General features: G+C 64.7%; 21 protein-coding genes. 4 read left to right on the plus strand and 17 right to left on the minus strand.

Going from position 1 to position 17368, the window contains the following annotated elements:
* A partial coding sequence (locus ACFHYO_RS12645) for a LysR family substrate-binding domain-containing protein (protein WP_394320830.1) occupies positions 1–532 on the plus strand: 532 nt, incomplete at its 5' end.
* Here ACFHYO_RS12645 and ACFHYO_RS12650 read toward each other — a convergent pair.
* The 12 genes from ACFHYO_RS12650 to gcvA form a co-directional block, all read right to left on the minus strand.
* Complete coding sequence (locus ACFHYO_RS12650; protein WP_394320831.1) at positions 465–704, minus strand: DUF2274 domain-containing protein; 240 nt, start codon at positions 702–704, stop codon at positions 465–467. The two genes, ACFHYO_RS12645 and ACFHYO_RS12650, sit on opposite strands and share 68 nt — an antisense overlap.
* A gap of 2 nt (positions 705–706) precedes the next feature.
* Positions 707–1837 carry a TraB/TrbI/VirB10 family type IV secretion system protein gene (locus ACFHYO_RS12655; RefSeq protein ID WP_394320833.1) on the minus strand — a complete coding sequence of 377 codons (1131 nt, stop codon included), beginning with the start codon at positions 1835–1837 and terminating at the stop codon, positions 707–709.
* A complete protein-coding gene (trbG, locus tag ACFHYO_RS12660; RefSeq protein WP_394320835.1) occupies positions 1834–2862 on the minus strand; it encodes a P-type conjugative transfer protein TrbG in 1029 nt (342 codons plus the stop codon). The genes ACFHYO_RS12655 and trbG overlap by 4 nt, the downstream gene beginning before the upstream one ends.
* Positions 2859–3548 (minus strand): conjugal transfer protein TrbF, encoded by a 690-nt coding sequence (gene trbF / locus ACFHYO_RS12665; RefSeq protein ID WP_394320837.1) that lies wholly within the window; start codon positions 3546–3548, stop codon positions 2859–2861. Before trbF ends, trbG begins: the two co-directional genes overlap by 4 nt.
* On the minus strand, positions 3545–4903 hold the full coding sequence (trbL, locus tag ACFHYO_RS12670) for a P-type conjugative transfer protein TrbL (RefSeq protein ID WP_394320839.1): 1359 nt from the start codon (positions 4901–4903) through the stop codon (positions 3545–3547). The genes trbF and trbL overlap by 4 nt, the downstream gene beginning before the upstream one ends.
* Before the next feature lie 2 nt (positions 4904–4905).
* Entirely contained in the window at positions 4906–5193 is a 288-nt protein-coding gene (trbK-alt, locus tag ACFHYO_RS12675; RefSeq protein WP_394320840.1) for a putative entry exclusion protein TrbK-alt, read from the minus strand.
* Between the two features lie 17 nt (positions 5194–5210).
* Positions 5211–5993, minus strand: a complete 783-nt coding sequence (gene trbJ / locus ACFHYO_RS12680; protein ID WP_394320842.1) for a P-type conjugative transfer protein TrbJ — start codon at positions 5991–5993, stop codon at positions 5211–5213.
* On the minus strand, positions 5990–8500 hold the full coding sequence (gene trbE, locus ACFHYO_RS12685) for a conjugal transfer protein TrbE (RefSeq protein WP_394320843.1): 2511 nt from the start codon (positions 8498–8500) through the stop codon (positions 5990–5992). Before trbE ends, trbJ begins: the two co-directional genes overlap by 4 nt.
* 10 nt (positions 8501–8510) lie before the next feature.
* Complete coding sequence (locus ACFHYO_RS12690; RefSeq protein WP_080620506.1) at positions 8511–8792, minus strand: VirB3 family type IV secretion system protein; 282 nt, start codon at positions 8790–8792, stop codon at positions 8511–8513.
* Positions 8792–9121, minus strand: a complete 330-nt coding sequence (locus tag ACFHYO_RS12695) for a TrbC/VirB2 family type IV secretion system protein (protein ID WP_394320845.1) — start codon at positions 9119–9121, stop codon at positions 8792–8794. Before ACFHYO_RS12695 ends, ACFHYO_RS12690 begins: the two co-directional genes overlap by 1 nt.
* On the minus strand, positions 9118–10068 hold the full coding sequence (gene trbB, locus ACFHYO_RS12700) for a P-type conjugative transfer ATPase TrbB (RefSeq protein ID WP_446728967.1): 951 nt from the start codon (positions 10066–10068) through the stop codon (positions 9118–9120). Before trbB ends, ACFHYO_RS12695 begins: the two co-directional genes overlap by 4 nt.
* A 239-nt stretch (positions 10069–10307) precedes the next feature.
* The gene (gene gcvA / locus ACFHYO_RS12705) at positions 10308–11195 is read right to left on the minus strand and encodes a transcriptional regulator GcvA (protein WP_394320849.1); all 888 of its coding nucleotides are present in this window, start codon (positions 11193–11195) and stop codon (positions 10308–10310) included.
* A gap of 126 nt (positions 11196–11321) precedes the next feature.
* Here gcvA and ACFHYO_RS12710 point away from each other — a divergent pair, with 126 nt between their 5' ends.
* From ACFHYO_RS12710 to ACFHYO_RS12720, 3 genes are read left to right on the plus strand one after another with little or no spacing between them, the layout of a single operon-like run.
* A complete protein-coding gene (locus ACFHYO_RS12710; RefSeq protein ID WP_394320851.1) occupies positions 11322–12026 on the plus strand; it encodes an SDR family oxidoreductase in 705 nt (234 codons plus the stop codon).
* A gap of 4 nt (positions 12027–12030) precedes the next feature.
* On the plus strand, positions 12031–12969 hold the full coding sequence (locus ACFHYO_RS12715) for a DMT family transporter (RefSeq protein ID WP_394320853.1): 939 nt from the start codon (positions 12031–12033) through the stop codon (positions 12967–12969).
* Positions 12966–13526, plus strand: coding sequence for a pyridoxamine 5'-phosphate oxidase family protein (locus tag ACFHYO_RS12720; protein ID WP_394320855.1), 561 nt, complete (start codon positions 12966–12968; stop codon positions 13524–13526). The genes ACFHYO_RS12715 and ACFHYO_RS12720 overlap by 4 nt, the downstream gene beginning before the upstream one ends.
* A gap of 119 nt (positions 13527–13645) precedes the next feature.
* Here the strand turns inward: ACFHYO_RS12720 and ACFHYO_RS12725 are convergent, their stop codons facing one another.
* From ACFHYO_RS12725 to ACFHYO_RS12745, 5 genes are all read right to left on the minus strand, one after another.
* On the minus strand, positions 13646–14065 hold the full coding sequence (locus tag ACFHYO_RS12725) for a (R)-mandelonitrile lyase (RefSeq protein WP_394320856.1): 420 nt from the start codon (positions 14063–14065) through the stop codon (positions 13646–13648).
* Between the two features lie 90 nt (positions 14066–14155).
* Positions 14156–14509 carry a carboxymuconolactone decarboxylase family protein gene (locus ACFHYO_RS12730; protein ID WP_394320858.1) on the minus strand — a complete coding sequence of 118 codons (354 nt, stop codon included), beginning with the start codon at positions 14507–14509 and terminating at the stop codon, positions 14156–14158.
* A gap of 129 nt (positions 14510–14638) precedes the next feature.
* Entirely contained in the window at positions 14639–15625 is a 987-nt protein-coding gene (locus tag ACFHYO_RS12735) for an alpha/beta hydrolase (protein WP_394320860.1), read from the minus strand.
* Between the two features lie 91 nt (positions 15626–15716).
* Positions 15717–16286, minus strand: a complete 570-nt coding sequence (locus tag ACFHYO_RS12740) for a flavodoxin (protein WP_394320862.1) — start codon at positions 16284–16286, stop codon at positions 15717–15719.
* A 29-nt stretch (positions 16287–16315) separates the two neighbouring features.
* The gene (locus tag ACFHYO_RS12745; RefSeq protein WP_394320864.1) at positions 16316–17263 is read right to left on the minus strand and encodes an alpha/beta hydrolase; all 948 of its coding nucleotides are present in this window, start codon (positions 17261–17263) and stop codon (positions 16316–16318) included.
* Positions 17264–17368: the final 105 nt, after the last annotated feature.

Genomic DNA, 17368 nt, shown 5'->3' on the forward strand with positions numbered 1-17368 from the left:
TCCGATCTCCGTTTCCTTGGTCACGATCTTATCTTCGTGTCCACGAAACCGGCAGCAGGCCACCGAGCGGGTTTTCGTTGTGCTACCCGATCTCCACCCCCTGACGGCTTTGGACGAGGTGATGTGGGGAGATCTCGCCGATGAGCCCTTCATCGTCAGCGAAGCCGCGCCGGGCCAGGAGATCCATGACCATCTGGTGCGGGAGTTGGCGGATCTCGGCCGGCATCCCGAGATCCAGGTTCAATCGGTCGGTCGGGACAACCTGCTGCCGCTGGTGGCGATCGGCCAGGGTCTGACGCTGGTGAGCGAGGCCATGACGGTGGCCGCGCTTCCAGGCATCACATACCGACCCATCGCCGCCGAGGTGCTTCCATTTTCGGCGGTTTGGTCCCCGGCGAACGACAATCCCGCGTTCCGCAGGTTGCTCTCCATGGCAAAGGCGGCGTCTGCCAAGGCTATGAGGCTCAGGCAAGCGGCTTCGCAGATTGGGGCGAGCGACGTGCTTTTGCGAAGCCGCGATCTGTCGCAATAAATCGCTCCAGCATCGGCACAATGAGCCTAACGGGATCGGCGACGGGCTGGCCGCTCTCGCGGGCCAGCACCTCGGCATAGGCGACCAGATCGCGGTGAAGCGGCGCAGGCAGCTCCACCGTCACTTTCACGGGTTTGTCGTCGGGCAGCGGGCCGAGTTTCAGCTTGGTCATGGTCAACCTCCTGCCGGCTCGAACACTAAATCGCGGGTCACGATGATCCTGACCGGGAAGCCCGGCCGGATGGTCAGCGTGGGGGCAACCTGCAACTGACGTTGCACGATCTGCTGGCCCGCCTGATTGACGGTATCCTGCGCCCCGTCGCGGATGGCGCGGATAAGCCGGTCCTCGTCGCTGGTCGCCAGTTCCGCGCCGACCGCGAGCAGCGTGGAGAGGCCAGCCGCTTTCATCAGATCCCACCAGTGGTAGTCGATCCCGTCCTCAAGGCCGGCATAGCCGCTGGCGTCCGCGCCCGGCAGGCGTTCAAGGACGATGGAACGGCCGCCCGGCAGGATCAGGCGATTCCAGACAAGCAGGACGCGGCGCTGGCCGAAGGTCACGCCGTCATCGTATTGGCCGATGATGCGCGTTCCCTGCGGGATCAGGAGCAGCGAGCCGGTGGGGCTGTCATAGACGTTCTCCGTCACCTGTGCGGTGATCTGGCCCGGAAGGTCGGAACGGATGCCGGTGATGAGCGCGGCCGGGATCACGGCTCCGGCTTGAAGAATGTAGGGCGAGGCCGGCGGTGCGACGCGATCCGGAGCGACGGTCTGCCGGTCCACCGGCCCGTTGAGGAAAGCGGTATGGCGATTCTGGCCCGCCGTTCCGTCCGGTTGTCCTGTGAGCCCAGCCAGTCCGGGCATAGCTGTTCCGGCCGGACCTCCCGTGCGTGGGCCGGACTGGAAAAATACGTTGCTCAACCGTGCGGCTTCTTCTTCCGCGAGGCGGCGTTGTTCCTCGGGATCGACGGCAGGGGTTGTGATGGCAGGCGGAACGACCGGCTGTCCCCGATTTTGCGCATCGAGGATTGGCCGGCCAAGGTCGCCCGGCAATGCCGGCCCCAGGATCGGGCCAGTATAATCGCGCGGGAGACCGGCGAGGCCATCCGCAGTGGGACGGTTCTCGGTTGAGTAGAGTTCGCCTCCTCCCGGCCCCACCTCGCGGGTCTGGAGCGCATAGATCAGCGCTCCCCCGACACCGAGAAGCGCGGCGGCGCCGACGCCTGCTAGCACCTTGCGGGACAAACGGGTGACGCGGGGCGGCTCGGCGCGCAACCGCATGGGCGCGGCGGTGTTGGTATCGCTCATGAAGGCGATCCTCCCGTGGTCGCGTCGGCCGGCTGGGTAGCGGCCTGTCTCTGCTCGGTGCGGACGATTCTGACCACCTTCTGGCGGTCACCGCTGCCAAGGCGCAGTTCCGCCGCGCCGAACAGCCTGTCGACGATCAGGACATTTTGGTGGATGCGCGAATTGACGATCTGCGGTTCGCCGTCGGAACCGAGAACGAACAGGGGCGGCATCTCGCCCTGCACGATGCCGCGCGGGAAGACGACATAGACGCGCCTGCCGTCGTCGAAGACCGAGACTGGACGCCATGGCGGGCTGTCGCCTTGCACCTGCAAGCCGTAGCGATAGTTGCGCGCGGCCTCGGCCGGGATGACGGGGACCGACGGCGCGGTCGCCCGGCTGCCCGGCGGCGGTGCCGGATACGCCCATGCCACGGCAGGCATATAGAGCGCTTCGCGGGCGCGAAGTTCGATCATGTAGATGCGCCGGTCGGTGGTGATGACGAGGTTGGTCGAGATGTCCGGCCGGGTCGGCTTCACCAGCACATGCACTCGGCGCGTCGGACCGCTTCCGCTCTCTGTGTCGCCGATCACCCACCTGGCCGTGTCGCCCGCGGCGATCGGTCCCGCGCCGGTCAGGCTCTCGCCCGGCTCCAGCGCGATGGTGGTGATCTGTCCGACGGCGGCATAGATTTGATAGAGCGCGCCTTCCGACCAGGGATAGATCTGTATGGCATTGTAATAGCCTTCGCGACGCGGCTCGACACGGGCGGCGGCATTGGCGTTCTCGACGCGGCCCGTGGCCGTGCCGGCAGCCTCGCCGCCCCGCGCCACAGTCCAGGCGGGCGGCACATGCAGCGGCCTTGGGCGTGCATCGGTGATGGGAGCCTGCGCGGACGGAAGAGGCGGGACATCGGCGTCGTAGCTGAATTGCGGTGTCCGGTTGGTGGCGCAGCCAGCGAGCATGGTTGCGGCAAGCAAAAAAGCCGGAAAGCCGAGTTTACGGAAAGCCGGAAAAGCGGGTTTACTCAAAGACGTGCGGATCATTGACTCATCTCCCGCGACCAGTTGATCGCGTTGACATAGATTCCCAAGGGATTGGCGCGCAGCCGCTCGGCGTCGCGCGGAGGCTGGATCACGATGGTCAGGATCGCGGTCCATCGCTCCGTGGTGGAAAGCTGGCCGTTCTCGTAGTGCCGTTCGGTCCAGGCCACGCGAAAACTGTCCGGCGACGCCCGGATGATGCTCGACACCTCGACGGCGACCTGCTGGCGGCCGACGCGCGTGAACGGGTCGTTGGCGCGGGCGTAGTCGTTGAGCGCCACGGCGCCGCGATCCGTGGTCCAGTCATAGGCCCTGAGCCAGTTCTGACGGACAATGATCGGGTCAGCGGGAAGCGAGCGGACCTGTTCGATGAAGCGGCCGAGATGGAATGCGATCTGCGGATCGGTCGGCCGATAATCGGCCGTAGCAGGAGCAACGGTCTGCGACTGGCCGAGATTGTCGACTTGAACGACCCAGGGCACGACGGTTCCGCGCGCAGATTGCCAGACAAGAGCGCCGGCGAAGCTGACCGAGAGGATCAGCGAACCGAACGCCATGTAGCGCCAGTTCCTCGCCTGCACGCGGGCCGAGCCGATGCGGTCGTCCCAGACTTGCGCGGCGCGCTGATAGGGCGTTTCGGGTTCCGGCACCTTGCCGTAATGGGTCGTCGGTCGTTTGAAGATGTTCATGTGCGGTCACTTTCGGAAAGGCTGACTGAGGAGCCGCCACCGTGGCTGTCGCCGGACCGGACGGCATGGGCGGCAGCGGTGACGCCGTGGCTCATCGCCCGGCTGCGGCGCATCTGCTGCGCCCAGGCCGGTGGACCATCAGCGGCTGAAGGAGGTGATTGCTCGGGCGATGGGGCGCCCCCGACCGTGCCCATGGACGAACTGCCGCCAGACGCCGCAAACCCGGCCCTTGCGCCATCGGAATAGCTGGACTTCATGCTGTCGGCGGCACGGGAGGCTGCGCGCTTCAGGGGCGAGATGGCAGCCGAGCCTGCGGCACGCGCCACACCGCCAAGGCCGGAGGTGACCCCAGCCGCACCAGCCTCACCCATCGAACCGAGGGTATAGGCCGACGATGCCGCACCGGCGACCGAGGCCCCGCCGCGTGCAAGTGCAGCACCGCCCGAGAGTGTGGCACCGCCCCCCCGCGCAGCAAGCATGGTCGCACCACCGGCAGCGATCGCGGCACCGCCGACAGCGAGGCCAGTCCCGACGGCAGCGCCAGCACTGAGTTGTGGGCCGCCGGAGACGAGGCCGGTGGCGATGCCGGGGCCGAAGATGCCGAGGCCGAGAAGGGAAAGGGCTGCCAGCACGATCGCCATGGCGTCGTCGATGGTCGGGGTTGCGCCGCCGAAGCCGGCGGTGAACTGGCCGAAGAGTGTCGAGCCGATGCCGATGATAACGGCGAGGACCAACACCTTGATGCCGGAAGAGATGACGTTCCCCAGAACCCGTTCCGCCATGAAGGCGGTCTTGCCGAACAGGCCGAAGGGGATCAGCACGAAGCCCGCAAGCGTGGTCAGCTTGAACTCGATCAGGGTGACGAAAAGCTGGATTGCCAAAATAAAGAAGGCGAGGATAACCAGTGCCCAGGCGAAGAACAGGCAGAGGATCTGCACCAGGTTTTCAAAGACGGCGATCCAGCCCATGAGACTGGAGATAGATTCGAGCAGCGGCCGCCCGGCGTCGAGACCGATCTGAGCAACGCGGCCGGGGCGCAGGAGATCTGCGGCCGAAAAGCCGGTGCCGGAAGCCATGAGGCCCAGCCCGGCGAAGCTCTCGAAGACGATGCGTGCGAGGCTGTTCCAGTTGCCAATGATATAGGCGAAGACACCGACAAAGATCGTCTTCTTCACCAGGCGCGCGAGAATGTCGTCGTCGGCGCCCCAGGCCCAAAACAGGGCGGCAAGCGTGACATCGATGACGATCAGCGTCGTCGCGATGAAGGCAACTTCACCGCCGAGCAGGCCGAAGCCCGAGTCGATGTAGCTGGTAAAAATTCCAAGAAAGTTGTCGATGACCCCCGTTCCGCCCATGATTATCGCTCCCCATCCGTGCCAGGCGTTGACTGCGCCGGCGACCGTCCGAGGAAGCGGTCGCGGGTTTCGGCCCAGATCGCGAGGCATTCGGCGTCATTGGCCGCCGCCTCGCCCATTTCCTGACAGCGGCGCTGCCCCTCGCGCAGGGGATCGACCTGTCGCGTCTGCAAAGGAACGGAAGGCGCGGGACCAGCTACATCCTCGCGGTTCATCTCGATGATCGCCGCCGTGATGGCGACGGCGACGAATACGATGGCCGCGATCCGGGCCAGCACCTTCCCCTCCATGATGGGCCTCCCCGGCGTCAGTTGAACATCTGCGCGTTGCCGGGCTGGTAGCCCGAGCCCGGCGTCAGGAAGCGTTCGCGCTGGATGCGGCCCTGTTCGGCGGCGGTCGCGCGTTCGGCTTCCATCAGGGCGTCGGCCCGGCCGTTGGCCGAGATGACCGCGATCAGGTCGGAAAGCTGCTGCGACTGGAGCGCCAGAAGCTGGTTACCGGCTTGGGTGGCCTGAAGCGCGCCGGTCGCGCCTTGGCTTTCGCCGACGAGCGCGGACATCTCGGCGCGGTTGGTGTCGATGTTGCCGACGACGCCTGCCTGGACCCGCATGGCATCCTGCAGCCCGCCCACCGTATTCTCCCAGCGGGACCGGGCATCGGCGATGAGCTGCTGATCGGTGGCCGTAAGGGACAGGTTGCCGTAGTCCTGCTGGAACATCTGGTCGATGTTCTGCACGTCGAAGGCGATGTTCTGGGCCTGCCCGAGAAGCTGCTGGGTCCGCTGGACGTTCTGCTGAAGCGCCTGGAGCGAACTGTAAGGCAGGCTGGCGAGATTGCGGGCCTGGTTGATCAGCATCTGCGCCTCGTTCTGGAGCGAGGTGATCTGATTGTTGATCTGCTCCAGCGTGCGGGCGGCGGTCAGGAGGTTCTCGGCATGGTTGGTCGGATCATAGACGATACGGCCAAAACCGCCGAAGAAAGCATAGGCCGGCGTGGTGAACACAGGGGCCAGCACCATCGGCGCGGCGAGCGCAAGGGCGAGCGCCGAAGCGCTGACCATGCGTGTGAACCGGGAAATTGTGCGTGTCATGGGGTAATCTCCTCTTCTTCCAGGATGAGTTCGATTTCGCCGAGGTCAGCGACCGTCGGCGGCAGGGTCTCGCTTTCGGTCGCGAGATTGGTGAGGTCCGGGATGAGATCGGCGGCCCAGTCGACGTCGCGTGCCCGGAGCCAGGCGGCGAGGAATCCGTCGCGGCCGTGTTCGGCGAGGATTTCGGTGATCAGGGCCTGATCGGATTTGGCCGAGGCGGCGCAGAGCGCCAGACCGACCTCCGACAATCCAAGATCGAACAGGCGGTTGCCACGCCGGGACTGGCAGTAGTAGTCCCGCTTCGGAGTCGCCCTGGCCAGGATTTCGATCTGGCGGTCGTTGAGGCCAAAGCGGCGATAGATCGCGGTGATCTGGGGTTCGATGGCGCGTTCGTTTGGCAGGAGAAGCCGGGTCGGACAACTTTCGATTATGGCAGGGGCGATGTTGCTGCCGTCGATGTCGGACAGCGACTGCGTGGCGAAGATGACGCTGGCGTTCTTCTTGCGCAGGGTCTTGAGCCATTCTCTGAGTTGGTCCGCGAACCCTTCGTCGTCCAGCGCAAGCCAGCCCTCGTCGATGATCAGCAGCGTAGGTTGCCCACCCAACCGATCGCCGATGCGGTGGAAGAGATAGGAGAGGACGGCGGGCGCTGCGCCGGTGCCGACGAGGCCCTCGATTTCAAATGCCTGGACATCGGCCGAACCGAGATGTTCGCTCTCGGCGTCGAGCAGCCGACCATACGGGCCGCCGACGCAATAAGGCCGTAGCGCCTGTTTCAGGTCGTTGGACTGGAGCAGCACGGCAAGGCCGGTGATGGTGCGTTCGCCGACCGGGGCGGAAGCAAGCGAAGTCAGCGCCGTCCAAATATGTTCCTTGACGTCCGGGGTGATCTGGATGTTCTCGCGCATCAGGATCGCGACGATCCAGTCCGCAGCCCAGGCGCGCTCGGAGGTCTGGTGAATACGAGCCAGCGGTTGCAGCGAGACGGAAGCCTCGGCCGCATCGGTCAGCTCGCCGCCAAGATCGTGCCAGTCCCCTTGCATGGCGAGGGCGCAGGCGCGGATGGACCCCCCGAAATCGAAGGCAAAGACCTGAGCGCGCGGATAGCGACGAAACTGCAAGGCCATCAGCGCCAGCAGCACGGATTTGCCCGCGCCGGTCGGTCCGACGACGAGGGTATGGCCCACGTCGCCCACATGCAGGGAAAGCCGGAACGGCGTCGATCCCTCGGTCCTGCCGTAAAGCAGTGGGGGTGCGCCGAGATGATCGTCGCGTTCCGGCCCCGCCCACACGGCGGACGAAGGGACCATGTGGGCAAGGTTGAGCGTCGAGACCGGCGGCTGCCGGACATTGGCATAGGCATGTCCGGGCAGGCTGCCGAGCCAGGCGTCGACGGCATTGACCGTCTCGACCATGACGCTGAAATCGCGGGACTGGATGATCTTTTCGACCAGCCGCAGCTTTTCGTCGGCGCGGCGGGCATCCTCGTCCCAGACGGTGACGGTCGCCGTGACATAGGCCATGCCGGCCATGTCGGCACCGAGTTCCTGCAACGCCATGTCCGCGTCGGCCGCCTTGTTCGCTGCATCGGTGTCCACGAGCGCAGATTGCTCGTTGGTCATCACCTCCTTGATGATCGCCGCGATGCTCTTGCGCTTGGCGAACCATTGCCGCCTGATCCGGGTCAGCAGCTTGGTGGCGTCGGTCTTGTCCATGAGGATAGCGCGGGTGGACCATCGATAGGGAAAGGCCAGCCGGTTCATCTCGTCGAGCAGGCCGGGTGTGGTGGTGCCCGGAAACCCGGTGATCGTCAGAAGCCGGAGATGTTGATTGCCCAGTCGGGGTTCCAGGCCGCCGGTCAGCGGCTGATCGGCCAGCAGCGCATCGAGATAGACCGGAGTTTCGGGCACGCGGACGCGATGCCGGTTGGTCGAGATCGTCGAGTGGAGGTAGGTCAGCGTGCCGGCGTCATCGAGCCATCGGCACTCGGGCATGAAGCCGTCGAGCAGTGCCAGCACGCGGTCGGTGCGGTCGATGAAGCCGCGCACCAGCTCCCAGGGGTTCACGCCCGAGGTCTCGCGGCCCTCGTAAAGCCAGGACTCCGAGCGTGCGGCATCTTCTGCGGGCGGGAGCCAGAGGAAGGTCAGGAAATAACCCGAGACGAAATGGCTGCCCTCCTCCTCGAAATCGGCCTTGCGCTCGGCATCGACCAGCGCCGAGGCCGGATCGGGGAAGCGGCTTGAGGGATAGCTTGCGGCTTCCGACCGCTGTGCTTCGACAAAGATGGCCCACCCGGAGCCGAGACGGCGGAAAGCGTTGTTCAGCCGCCCGGCCACCGCGACCAGCTCGGCCGCCACGGCGGAATCCAGATCGGGACCGCGGAACTTCGCCGTGCGCTGGAACGAGCCGTCCTTGTTCAGCACGACGCCGGAGCCGACTAGCGCCACCCAGGGAAGGTAGTCGGCAAGACGGGAGGCGGTGCGACGGTATTCTGCGAGATTCATCATGGCTTGTGCCTCACACCGAAAGATGGCCGGGGATGCGCAGATGGCGGCGCGCGACCTCGACGAAGAGCGGATCGCGTTTGGCGGCCCAGACGGCGGCGATGTGACCGACCGCCCAGATCAGGATGCCTGCAAGCCATAGCTGGAGGCCGAGGCCGACGGCGCCAGCCAGCGTGCCGTTGAGGATCGCGACGGAGCGCGGCGCCCCGCCGAGCAGGATCGGCTCGGTCAGGGCGCGGTGGACCGGGACAGCGAAACCCGGCACCGTATCGAGGGCCTCGAAACTCACGGCCATCAGACCAGCACTCCGCCGCCGAAGCTGAAGAACGACAGGAAGAAGCTCGATGCCGCGAAGGCGATGGAGATCCCGAAGACGATCTGGATCAGCCGTCTGAAGCCGCCGCCGGTATCGCCGAAGGCCAGCGTCAGGCCAGTGACGATGATGATGATCACCGCCACGATTTTCGCCACCGGGCCTTCGACGGATTCGAGGATGGATTGCAGCGGCGCCTCCCAGGGCATGGAGGAGCCGGAAGCCCAGGCCGGCGACGTCATCAGGCTCACCCAGGCGAAGGCCGATGCGGTTGCGATATGGTGGCGGATGCGGAAGGCACGACGGATCATGCAGGTTCTCCAGTGTTGTGAGGGGTGTCGGGTTCTGAAAAGGCGGAGGAAATTCGGTAGTCTCCGTCCGGCCCGAGCCCCTCGACGCGGGCAAGCTCGGCAAGGCGGCGCGCGGAACCGCGCCCGGAGAGGACGGCAACAAGGTCGATGGTTTCCGCGATCATCGCGCGCGGCACGGTGACGACCGCTTCCTGGATGAGTTGTTCGAGACGGCGCAGGGCACCGATGCCGGAACCGGCATGGATGGTGCCGATCCCTCCGGGATGGCCGGTGCCCCAGGCTTTGAGCAGGTCCAGAGCTTCGGCCCCACGGACCTCACCGATCGGGATACGGTCGGGGCGCAGGCGCAAGGACGAGCGCACCAGATCGGACAGAGTGGCGACACCATCCTTGGTCCGCATGGCAACCAGATTGGGCGCCGCGCATTGCAGCTCGCGGGTGTCCTCGATGATGACGACGCGATCATGCGTCTTCGCCACCTCGGCGAGGAGCGCGTTCGTGAGCGTCGTTTTGCCCGTGCTCGTGCCGCCCGCCACCAGTATATTGGCGCGGGATGCGACTGCCGCGCGCAGCGTCTCGGCCTGTTCGGCAGACATGATGCCCGCCGCCACATAGTCGTCCAAGCTGAACACGGCGACGGCGGGCTTACGAATGGCGAAGGCAGGCGAGGACACCACCGGGGGCAGCAACCCCTCGAAGCGCTCTCCCGATTCCGGCAGCTCCGCCGAGACCCGTGGGCTGCGCGCATGCACTTCGACGCCGACATGGTGGGCCACCAGCCGCACGATGCGCTCGCCATCGGCGGCGGACAGGATCTCGCCGGTATCGGCCAGCCCCTCGGACAGCCGGTCGACCCAGATGCGCCCGTCGGGATTCAGCATGACCTCGACGACAGACGGGTCTTGCAGCAAGGTTGAGATGGCAGGCCCGAGCGCCGTCCGGAGCATACGCGCGCCGCGGTCCACCGTTGCCTGTTTGTGGTTGATGCCTGCCATCTCGTCCCCGTTCCACCGGGGAGGCGAGAGACGATCCCCGGATGGGGATGACTAAAAGAGACCCAAATCGGGTCGTTTCAACAAGTTTCGACCGTCGTAGTAGCGTAGCGCGCAAATACAGGAGAACGGCGGTGACCCCATCTAGGACCAAGCCTGAAAGCAGCGCCTTGGTCCTTGTCAGGTGATTCGGTTCATCGCGCGGCGGTCAGGAGCCAGCTCCGCACATCCGCTGTCGGTTCAGGGTGGCGCGGCTTGCGCGGCGAAACCAGGTAGAAGTCCGATCCGACGCGCAATTCCGTCGCGAAGGGGCGCGCGAGGCGGCCTGCATCAATATCGTCCTGCACGAAGAACAGGCTCGCTAGCGCCAGACCCTGGCCGGCGACAGCCGCGTCAACGGCGAGCGATGTCTGGTTGAAGCGAATGTTCTTGGCTGAGGCGGTCACGCCGCCCGGATAGGCTCGTTCGAGGAACTGTGGCCAGAAATTATGCGCGTCGTGTAGGAGCGCATAGCGCGTGAGATTGTCGTCCTCGTCGGGCGGACCGAGCTTTTCGAGGAGAAGCGGGCTGGCAACCGCGACGATCACCTGCTCGAACAGGAGTTCGGTGTTGAGGCCCGCCCCGAAGGGTGGCCGCCCGTAGCGCACGGCGATGTCGACCGCATCCGTCTGGAAGCTGGAAAGCCGATCCGTGGCAAGGATACGAAGGTCTATATCCGGGTGTGCGGCGGTGAAATCTGGCAGGCGCGGGATCAGCCAGCGTGATGCGAAGGTCGGCGTGACGCTGATGGTCAGGTGCCTGGGTTCCGGCTTCAGCATTTCGGTCGCCTCGGCGATCAACTCGAACGCCCGGCGGATATTTGCGACGTAGCTGCGGCCCGCCTCCGTCAAGGCCAGCGTGCGTGGCTGGCGCTCAAACAGCTTCAGCCCGAGTTCGGTTTCCAGCCCGCGAATCTGCTGCGCGACCGCCCCTTGCGTAACGCCCAGCTCCTCGGCCGCGAGCCGGAAGTTGAGATGCCGCGTCACGACCTCGAATACGCGCAGGCCGTTGAGCGAGGGGAGTCGAGGGAAACCTTCCAACATACGATAGATTTTCTACAGAGTGATGGGAGTGGAACTGGTTCGTATCCCGTTACAAGGGATGATACCAATCCTTAGCGCCGCCGCATAGGCGGCTTTACGATCAATACTCTCTCAGAGGCCACGAATATGACAGTAGAAAAAATCGCAATCATCACAGCTGGCGGTAGCGGAATGGGGGCGGCTGCTACGCGCCGGCTGGCGGCAGGTGGGTTCAAGGTCGCGGTTCTCTCGTCCTCTGGCAAGGGTGAGGCACTGGCACAGGAACTCGGGGGCTTCGGCGTCACGGGCTCGAACCAGTCGAATGACGACTTGAAGCGCCTCGTCGACGGCACCCTTGAGCGTTGGGGACGTATCGACGCGCTGGTCAACAGCGCCGGCCACGGCCCGCGCAAGCAGATCCTCGAAATCACCGACGAGGACTGGCACGCAGGGTTCGACACCTATTTCCTGAACGTCGTGCGGTCGGCTCGGCTCGTCGCTCCGACCATGCAGAAGCAGAAGGGCGGCGTCATCATCAACATCTCGACGGCCTGGGCCTTCGAGCCGAGTGCGATGTTCCCGACCTCGGCCGTTGCTCGTGCCGGGCTCGCATCTTTCACCAAGATCTTCGCCGATACCTATGCGGCCGACAACATTCGCATGAACAACGTGCTGCCCGGCTGGATCGACAGTCTCCCCGCGACCGAGGAGCGCCGCGACGGCGTGCCTTTGAAGCGTTACGGCACCTCCGAGGAAATCGCGGCGACGGTTGCCTTCCTCGCTTCCGATGGCGCGGCCTATATCACTGGCCAGAATATCCGGGTCGACGGCGGCGTCACCCGCGCCGTGTAAGCCCATGAAGAAAACCGCCTGGCTTGCCTTCTGCTTCCTCGGATTCATCTGGGGAAGCAATTTCATCTTCGTCAAATGGGCGGCGGAATACATCACGCCCGCACAGATCACGCTCCTGCGGGTGATCTTCGGCTTTCTGCCGGTCTTCCTGTTCGCGCTCTCTCGGGGCGAACTGCGATGGAGCCATGCCCGTCATCTGCATCATTTCGCGGTCATGGCGCTGGTGGCGACCGCCCTCTACTATTTCGCCTTCGCCAAGGGCACGGCCTTGCTGCCGTCGAGCATCGCCGGAATGCTGAGCGGGGCGATCCCGCTCTTCACCTTCGTCTGCGCCTTCCTGTTCCTGCGCGAGGAACGCATTACGGGGACAAAAGCGATCGGTGTCGCCCTCGGCTTTCTCGGCGTGTTGTTGATCGCGCAACCGTGGTCAGCCGATGGCGACATCGACATGGCAGGGGTCGCTTGGATGATCGCGGGCACCTTCAGCGTCGGTTGCTCCTTCGTCTATGCCAGAAAATTCGTCAGCCCGCTGAAGCTGCCGGCCGCCGCCTTGACCACTTACCAGATCGGCATCGCCATGCTTCTGCTGTTCCTGGTGATCCCGGTCGAGGGGATTGGCGCGGTCTTCGCCGACGACCGGGCCTGGATCGGTCTTGTCATCGGTCTTGGCCTCTGCGGAACCGGCCTTGCCTATGTCGCCTATTATCACATCGTCGAAAACCTCGGCGCGCTGGCGGCTTCGAGCGTTACCTACATTCCTCCGGTCGTGGCCCTGGTGATCGGCGTCGTGTTCGTCGGCGAGGCGATCCGGCCGATCGGCTACTTGGCGATGTGCCTCATTCTCGCAGGAGTCGCTCTGCTTCAGTTCGGGTCGCGGAAGGTTGCATCCGAGGTCGAGCCAGATGCCGGTGTCGGCCTTGCTCCTGCCGGAAAAGCACCATGAAGCAGGCATTGCTCCATGATGTCTGGCTGGTGCTGGCCGATGCGGTCAAACAGCGAACGCCCTTTACGCTGATGCAACTCGCGACCGTCGGCGAGGACGGTGCGCCGAAGATCCGAACCATCGTGCTGCGCAGCTTCAACGAGGCATCTGCGAGTCTGTCCTTCATCACCGACCTGCGTTCGCCCAAGGTTCGGGAGATCACGGCCAATCCGTGCGTATCGCTTGCCGGCTTCGACAATGAGAGGGTCGTTCAACTGCGCATCGACGGTCGGGCGGAGATCATCGAAGACGAGACGAGGCGGCGGGACTTCTGGAACGCGCTGCGCCCGCATACACATATCCTCTTTCGGTCGGCACTGCCGCCGGGGACAGTGCTGGCCTCGCCGAATGAAATGGAAACCGACGATAGCGATCCGGCGACCGCCTATGCGCGGTTCTGCCTGGTCGAGATCGTCATAAGCCATGTGGAACGACTGGATCTTTCCTCAGAGCCGCATAGGCGATTCAGCTTCAGGCATGAAATCGGCGGCTGGACCGGAACCTGGATCGCGCCCTGAGAGAAGAACCAGATCAACGCAGTCGAGGTTAGCGCGAGTGGAGGCGATACCCCATCCATCCGCTTCGTGAGAAAAGCAACGCACTGACCTGATGCTGATGTTCTGCCGAATTGGGCGTTTCAGACCCGGTATTGCTCGTCCGACACTTGTTCCAGCCAATCTACGGTCTTGCCATCGACGGCTTCGGAGAAGGCAATATGGCTCATCCCGACCGTGGCGGCCGCACCGTGCCAGTGCTTGACGCCCGGCGGAATCCAGACGGTATCGCCCGGCCGGATCTCCTGCACGGGGCCATCCCAAAGCTGCACCAGACCGACACCCGCCTTCACGATCAGCGTCTGGCCGAGAGGATGGGTATGCCAGGCCGTGCGTGCGCCGGGCTCGAAGGTGACGGTAGCGCCGCTTATCCGGGCCTCGCCGCTTCCTTGAAACGGATCGTCGACCCGGACGACGCCGGTGAAGTAGTCCGGCGAGCCGGCACGCGAAGGCTGCGAGCCGGTGCGGGTGACGATGATTTCTGAATGCTCAACGGTTGGCACGGTCAAAATCCTTGGTTGGTGCGGTGAGGTTGGACGCGGGCCTTTCCGGCCACGATCAGGTGATCGAGCGGGCTGTATCGGACTGCATCCTCACTTCTGGAAAACGTCCTTGGCAATCGCGAAGGCCGACACGGCACTTGGCCACCCGGAATAGAAGGCCATGTGGGTGATGGTCTCGACCAGTTCGGTTTCCGTCACACCATTCTGGCGCGCGATATTGAGGTGGGATCGAAGCTGGTCGGGACGGTTCAGGACGATCAGCGCCGTCACCGTAACCAGACTGCGGTCGCGTTTGGAAAGCTCCGGGCGTTCCCAGATGTCGCCATACAGCACCCCGTCGGTAAGTTCGGCCATCTTCGGGGCGATGTCACCATAGAGCTGCTGCGCGCGGGTCTGCTGCGGGGCCGAAGCCGTATCAGAGGTTTCGCTTGGGTTGTTCGCCATGTTGGAAATTCCTCTGGCAGGGATGAACTGGTTCGGGACGTGCAACTTTCGAGCGGCACTTCCCCGGATGGCAAAAACGGCGGCCGAGTGGAAGGATCGGCCGCCGGGTCGAAAAGCATCTGCCGGCGACTAGAGGGTCCGAGCGAAGAACGGGGTCAGCTTGCCCATCGCGGCCGCAACATATTCGGGAACCCAGTAGGTCTCGATATGAGCGGCGCCGTCGATCAGGAACATCTCCTTATCCGTCGTGCCAGTGGCCTTGGGAAAGGCGTCCTCGGTCATGTAGAGGCTGTCGGCTTTGCTGCCGGCGATCATCAGCAGCGGCTGGTCGATTAGGTCGATCTGGTCGGTCGCATCCCACCGCATCAGGTCCAGCAAGCTGCTGGTGGTGTATCTGAAGGTCGAGCCGGTGTGCGCGTGGGTCCGCCAGTAATATTCGTAGCCCTGCCGATACATCTCGAAGGGCAGCGCGGCGATCTGCTCATCCGTCATGTCGGCATCGCCCGAGTAGAGCACCTTGCCGCCGGCCACTTCCTGGGCACGCGCTGCGGATGCCTGACGCAGACGCTCCTGGATGCTGTCCAGTGCCGAATCCGCGAAGCCATTGCGGCGAACGCGCCCGGAGTTGAACATGCTGAGCGTCGCGACCGACTTGAAGCGCTTGTCGGTCTTTGCTGCCGCCAGCGAGTATCCCCCGCCGCCGCAGATGCCGAACAGTCCCAGACGTTCAACATCGACGCCCGGATATTGCGTGATGAAATCGGCCATGCCGTGGATGTCCTCGATGCGGTTAGAGGGCTTGTCCACGCTGCGCGGCTCGCCACCGCTTGCACCTTGGTAGGAGGCATCGGCGGTGATGGTGATGTAGCCCTGTTCGGCCAGGTGCTGGGCATAGAGGCCCGCGACCTGTTCCTTCACGCCGCCGTTCGGGTGCGCCACGACGATGGCGGGATATTTCCGGCTCTGGTCGTAACCCGCCGGCGTATAGACGTTCGCGGCAATATCCAGCCCATGCAGCTTGTAGCTGACTGGGTGGACGTTGACCTTGCCCGTCTTGTTCGTGGTGATCGCGCCGCGATAGACGGGGGTAAAGTCACTTATTCTGGTGTCGTTCATCTGATTGTTCCTTTTACTTTCAAAGCCTGTTCAGAGGCCGGTCATCTTCAGGACGGCCTCGGGCAGGCGTTCGCCCTGCGGCGCGATTGCCTCATCGTTGCCCGAGCCAGTCCGTCACCCGCTCCAGCGTGCGCCGTTCCTGATCGGCCTCGAGCACGAACGGCTCGGCAAGCCTCGCTTGCGGTGCGTGTTCGGCGACGACGGTCAGGCTGTTGCCGATGCCGTAACCGCCGTGGGTGATGAAGGGGATCAGCGTCTTGCCGGAAAGATCATGCCCCGACAGGAACGAGCGGATGACGGGCGGGACAGACCCTCCCCAGATTGGGAATCCGAGCCAGATCGTGTCGTAATCCGTGATATTCTCGACGCCGGCCTCCAGCGCCGGTTCATAGCCGCTCTCCCGCTCGCGCGTGGCCTGTGCGACAGTTTCCTCGTAGTCTTCCGGGTAAGGTGTCGCTGGCACGATCTCGAAGACCCGCGCGTCCATCGCCCGGCCGATCTGGCCCGCGATGACGCGCGTATTGCCGCTGCGCGAAAAGTAAACCACCAGATTGCCCGGTCCCGCCGCATAGGCCGCGCCCAGTCCGATGCCGCGTCCCGCAACGAGGGCGGCAGGCAGGACCAGGATGGATTGCAGCAACGTCCTTCGGATTCTGTTCATGGCTGTCCTTCCTTTCGCGATCACTGACCTCACAATTGCTGCCGCCAGAAGCGGACGGCCTCGGCGATCCAGCCCTCGGCGCTGGTGTCGGTGCCAGCCCCGAAGCCATGGCCGACATTGGGAAAGCGATGATATTCGACCGGCGTGCCGATCCGGCGCAGGGCGGCGATCCTGCGCTCCATGTTGGCGGGTGGGGCGATGCCATCCCGTTCGCCCACGACCACGAAGGTTGGCGGCTCTGTCTCGGCCAGATCGGAATGGCTGGTATAGGCCATGACGACGGCAGCCGGTTTCGGGAGAGCGGCCCCGCCGAAGGCGGCAGGTCCGTGCGAGCCGATGTAGGCTGCCATCCGTGCGCCCGCTGAACTGCCCCAAAGGGAATAGCCATCGGTGCCGACACCCAGCTCTTCCGCGTTGCGGAAGATCCAGGTGATTGCGGCGGCCAGATCCTCGGTGGCGACCTGGCCGCCCTGACCCACCCGATAGGTCAGGACGAAAGCGTTCAGCCCAAGATCGCTGATCGCCTCGGCATAGGGGAAGCCCTCATGCACCGAACCGACATAGGAAAAGCCGCCTCCCGGCGCGATCACCGCGAAGGGGGCGCCGGGGCGGCCGCGGTAGAAGAACAGGCCGGTCGCGGCCTTGGCGGGGTCGGCCCGCCTCTCCGCTTCGGAGTAGATGTCGTAGAACACCGTCTGCCCGGCGCTCGCGTCGTCGATCATCCGGTTCAGGGCCGCGACGACCGTGCCGGTATCGACGGCGCTATGATAGGGCAGCAGACTGGCCATCTGGCCGAGCGGCATCGCGGCGTCGTAGCGGCGGCCCGACCACGGCAGGATGCGCTCGGCAAATCCGGCAAAGGCGGGATTGTCGAGAATGTCGGCCAGCCGCCCGTCGGCTGCCAGATGCTTGTCCAGAACCTCGACGCTTTGCTCCGCGAGCATGGAGACCTCCCCGGCTGGCCGTTCTTCCGCCACCGCCAGTGGCGCCAGCGCGAGCAGAAACGGGATCAGACAGACTGTTCTTCGCATGTGTTGTGTCTCCGGGCTTCGATCAGGCGGGAATGCCGCCTCGGCTCACCG

The organism is Paracoccus panacisoli (genome assembly GCF_042435015.1).
GTDB classification, from domain to species: Bacteria; Pseudomonadota; Alphaproteobacteria; order Rhodobacterales; family Rhodobacteraceae; genus Paracoccus; species Paracoccus panacisoli.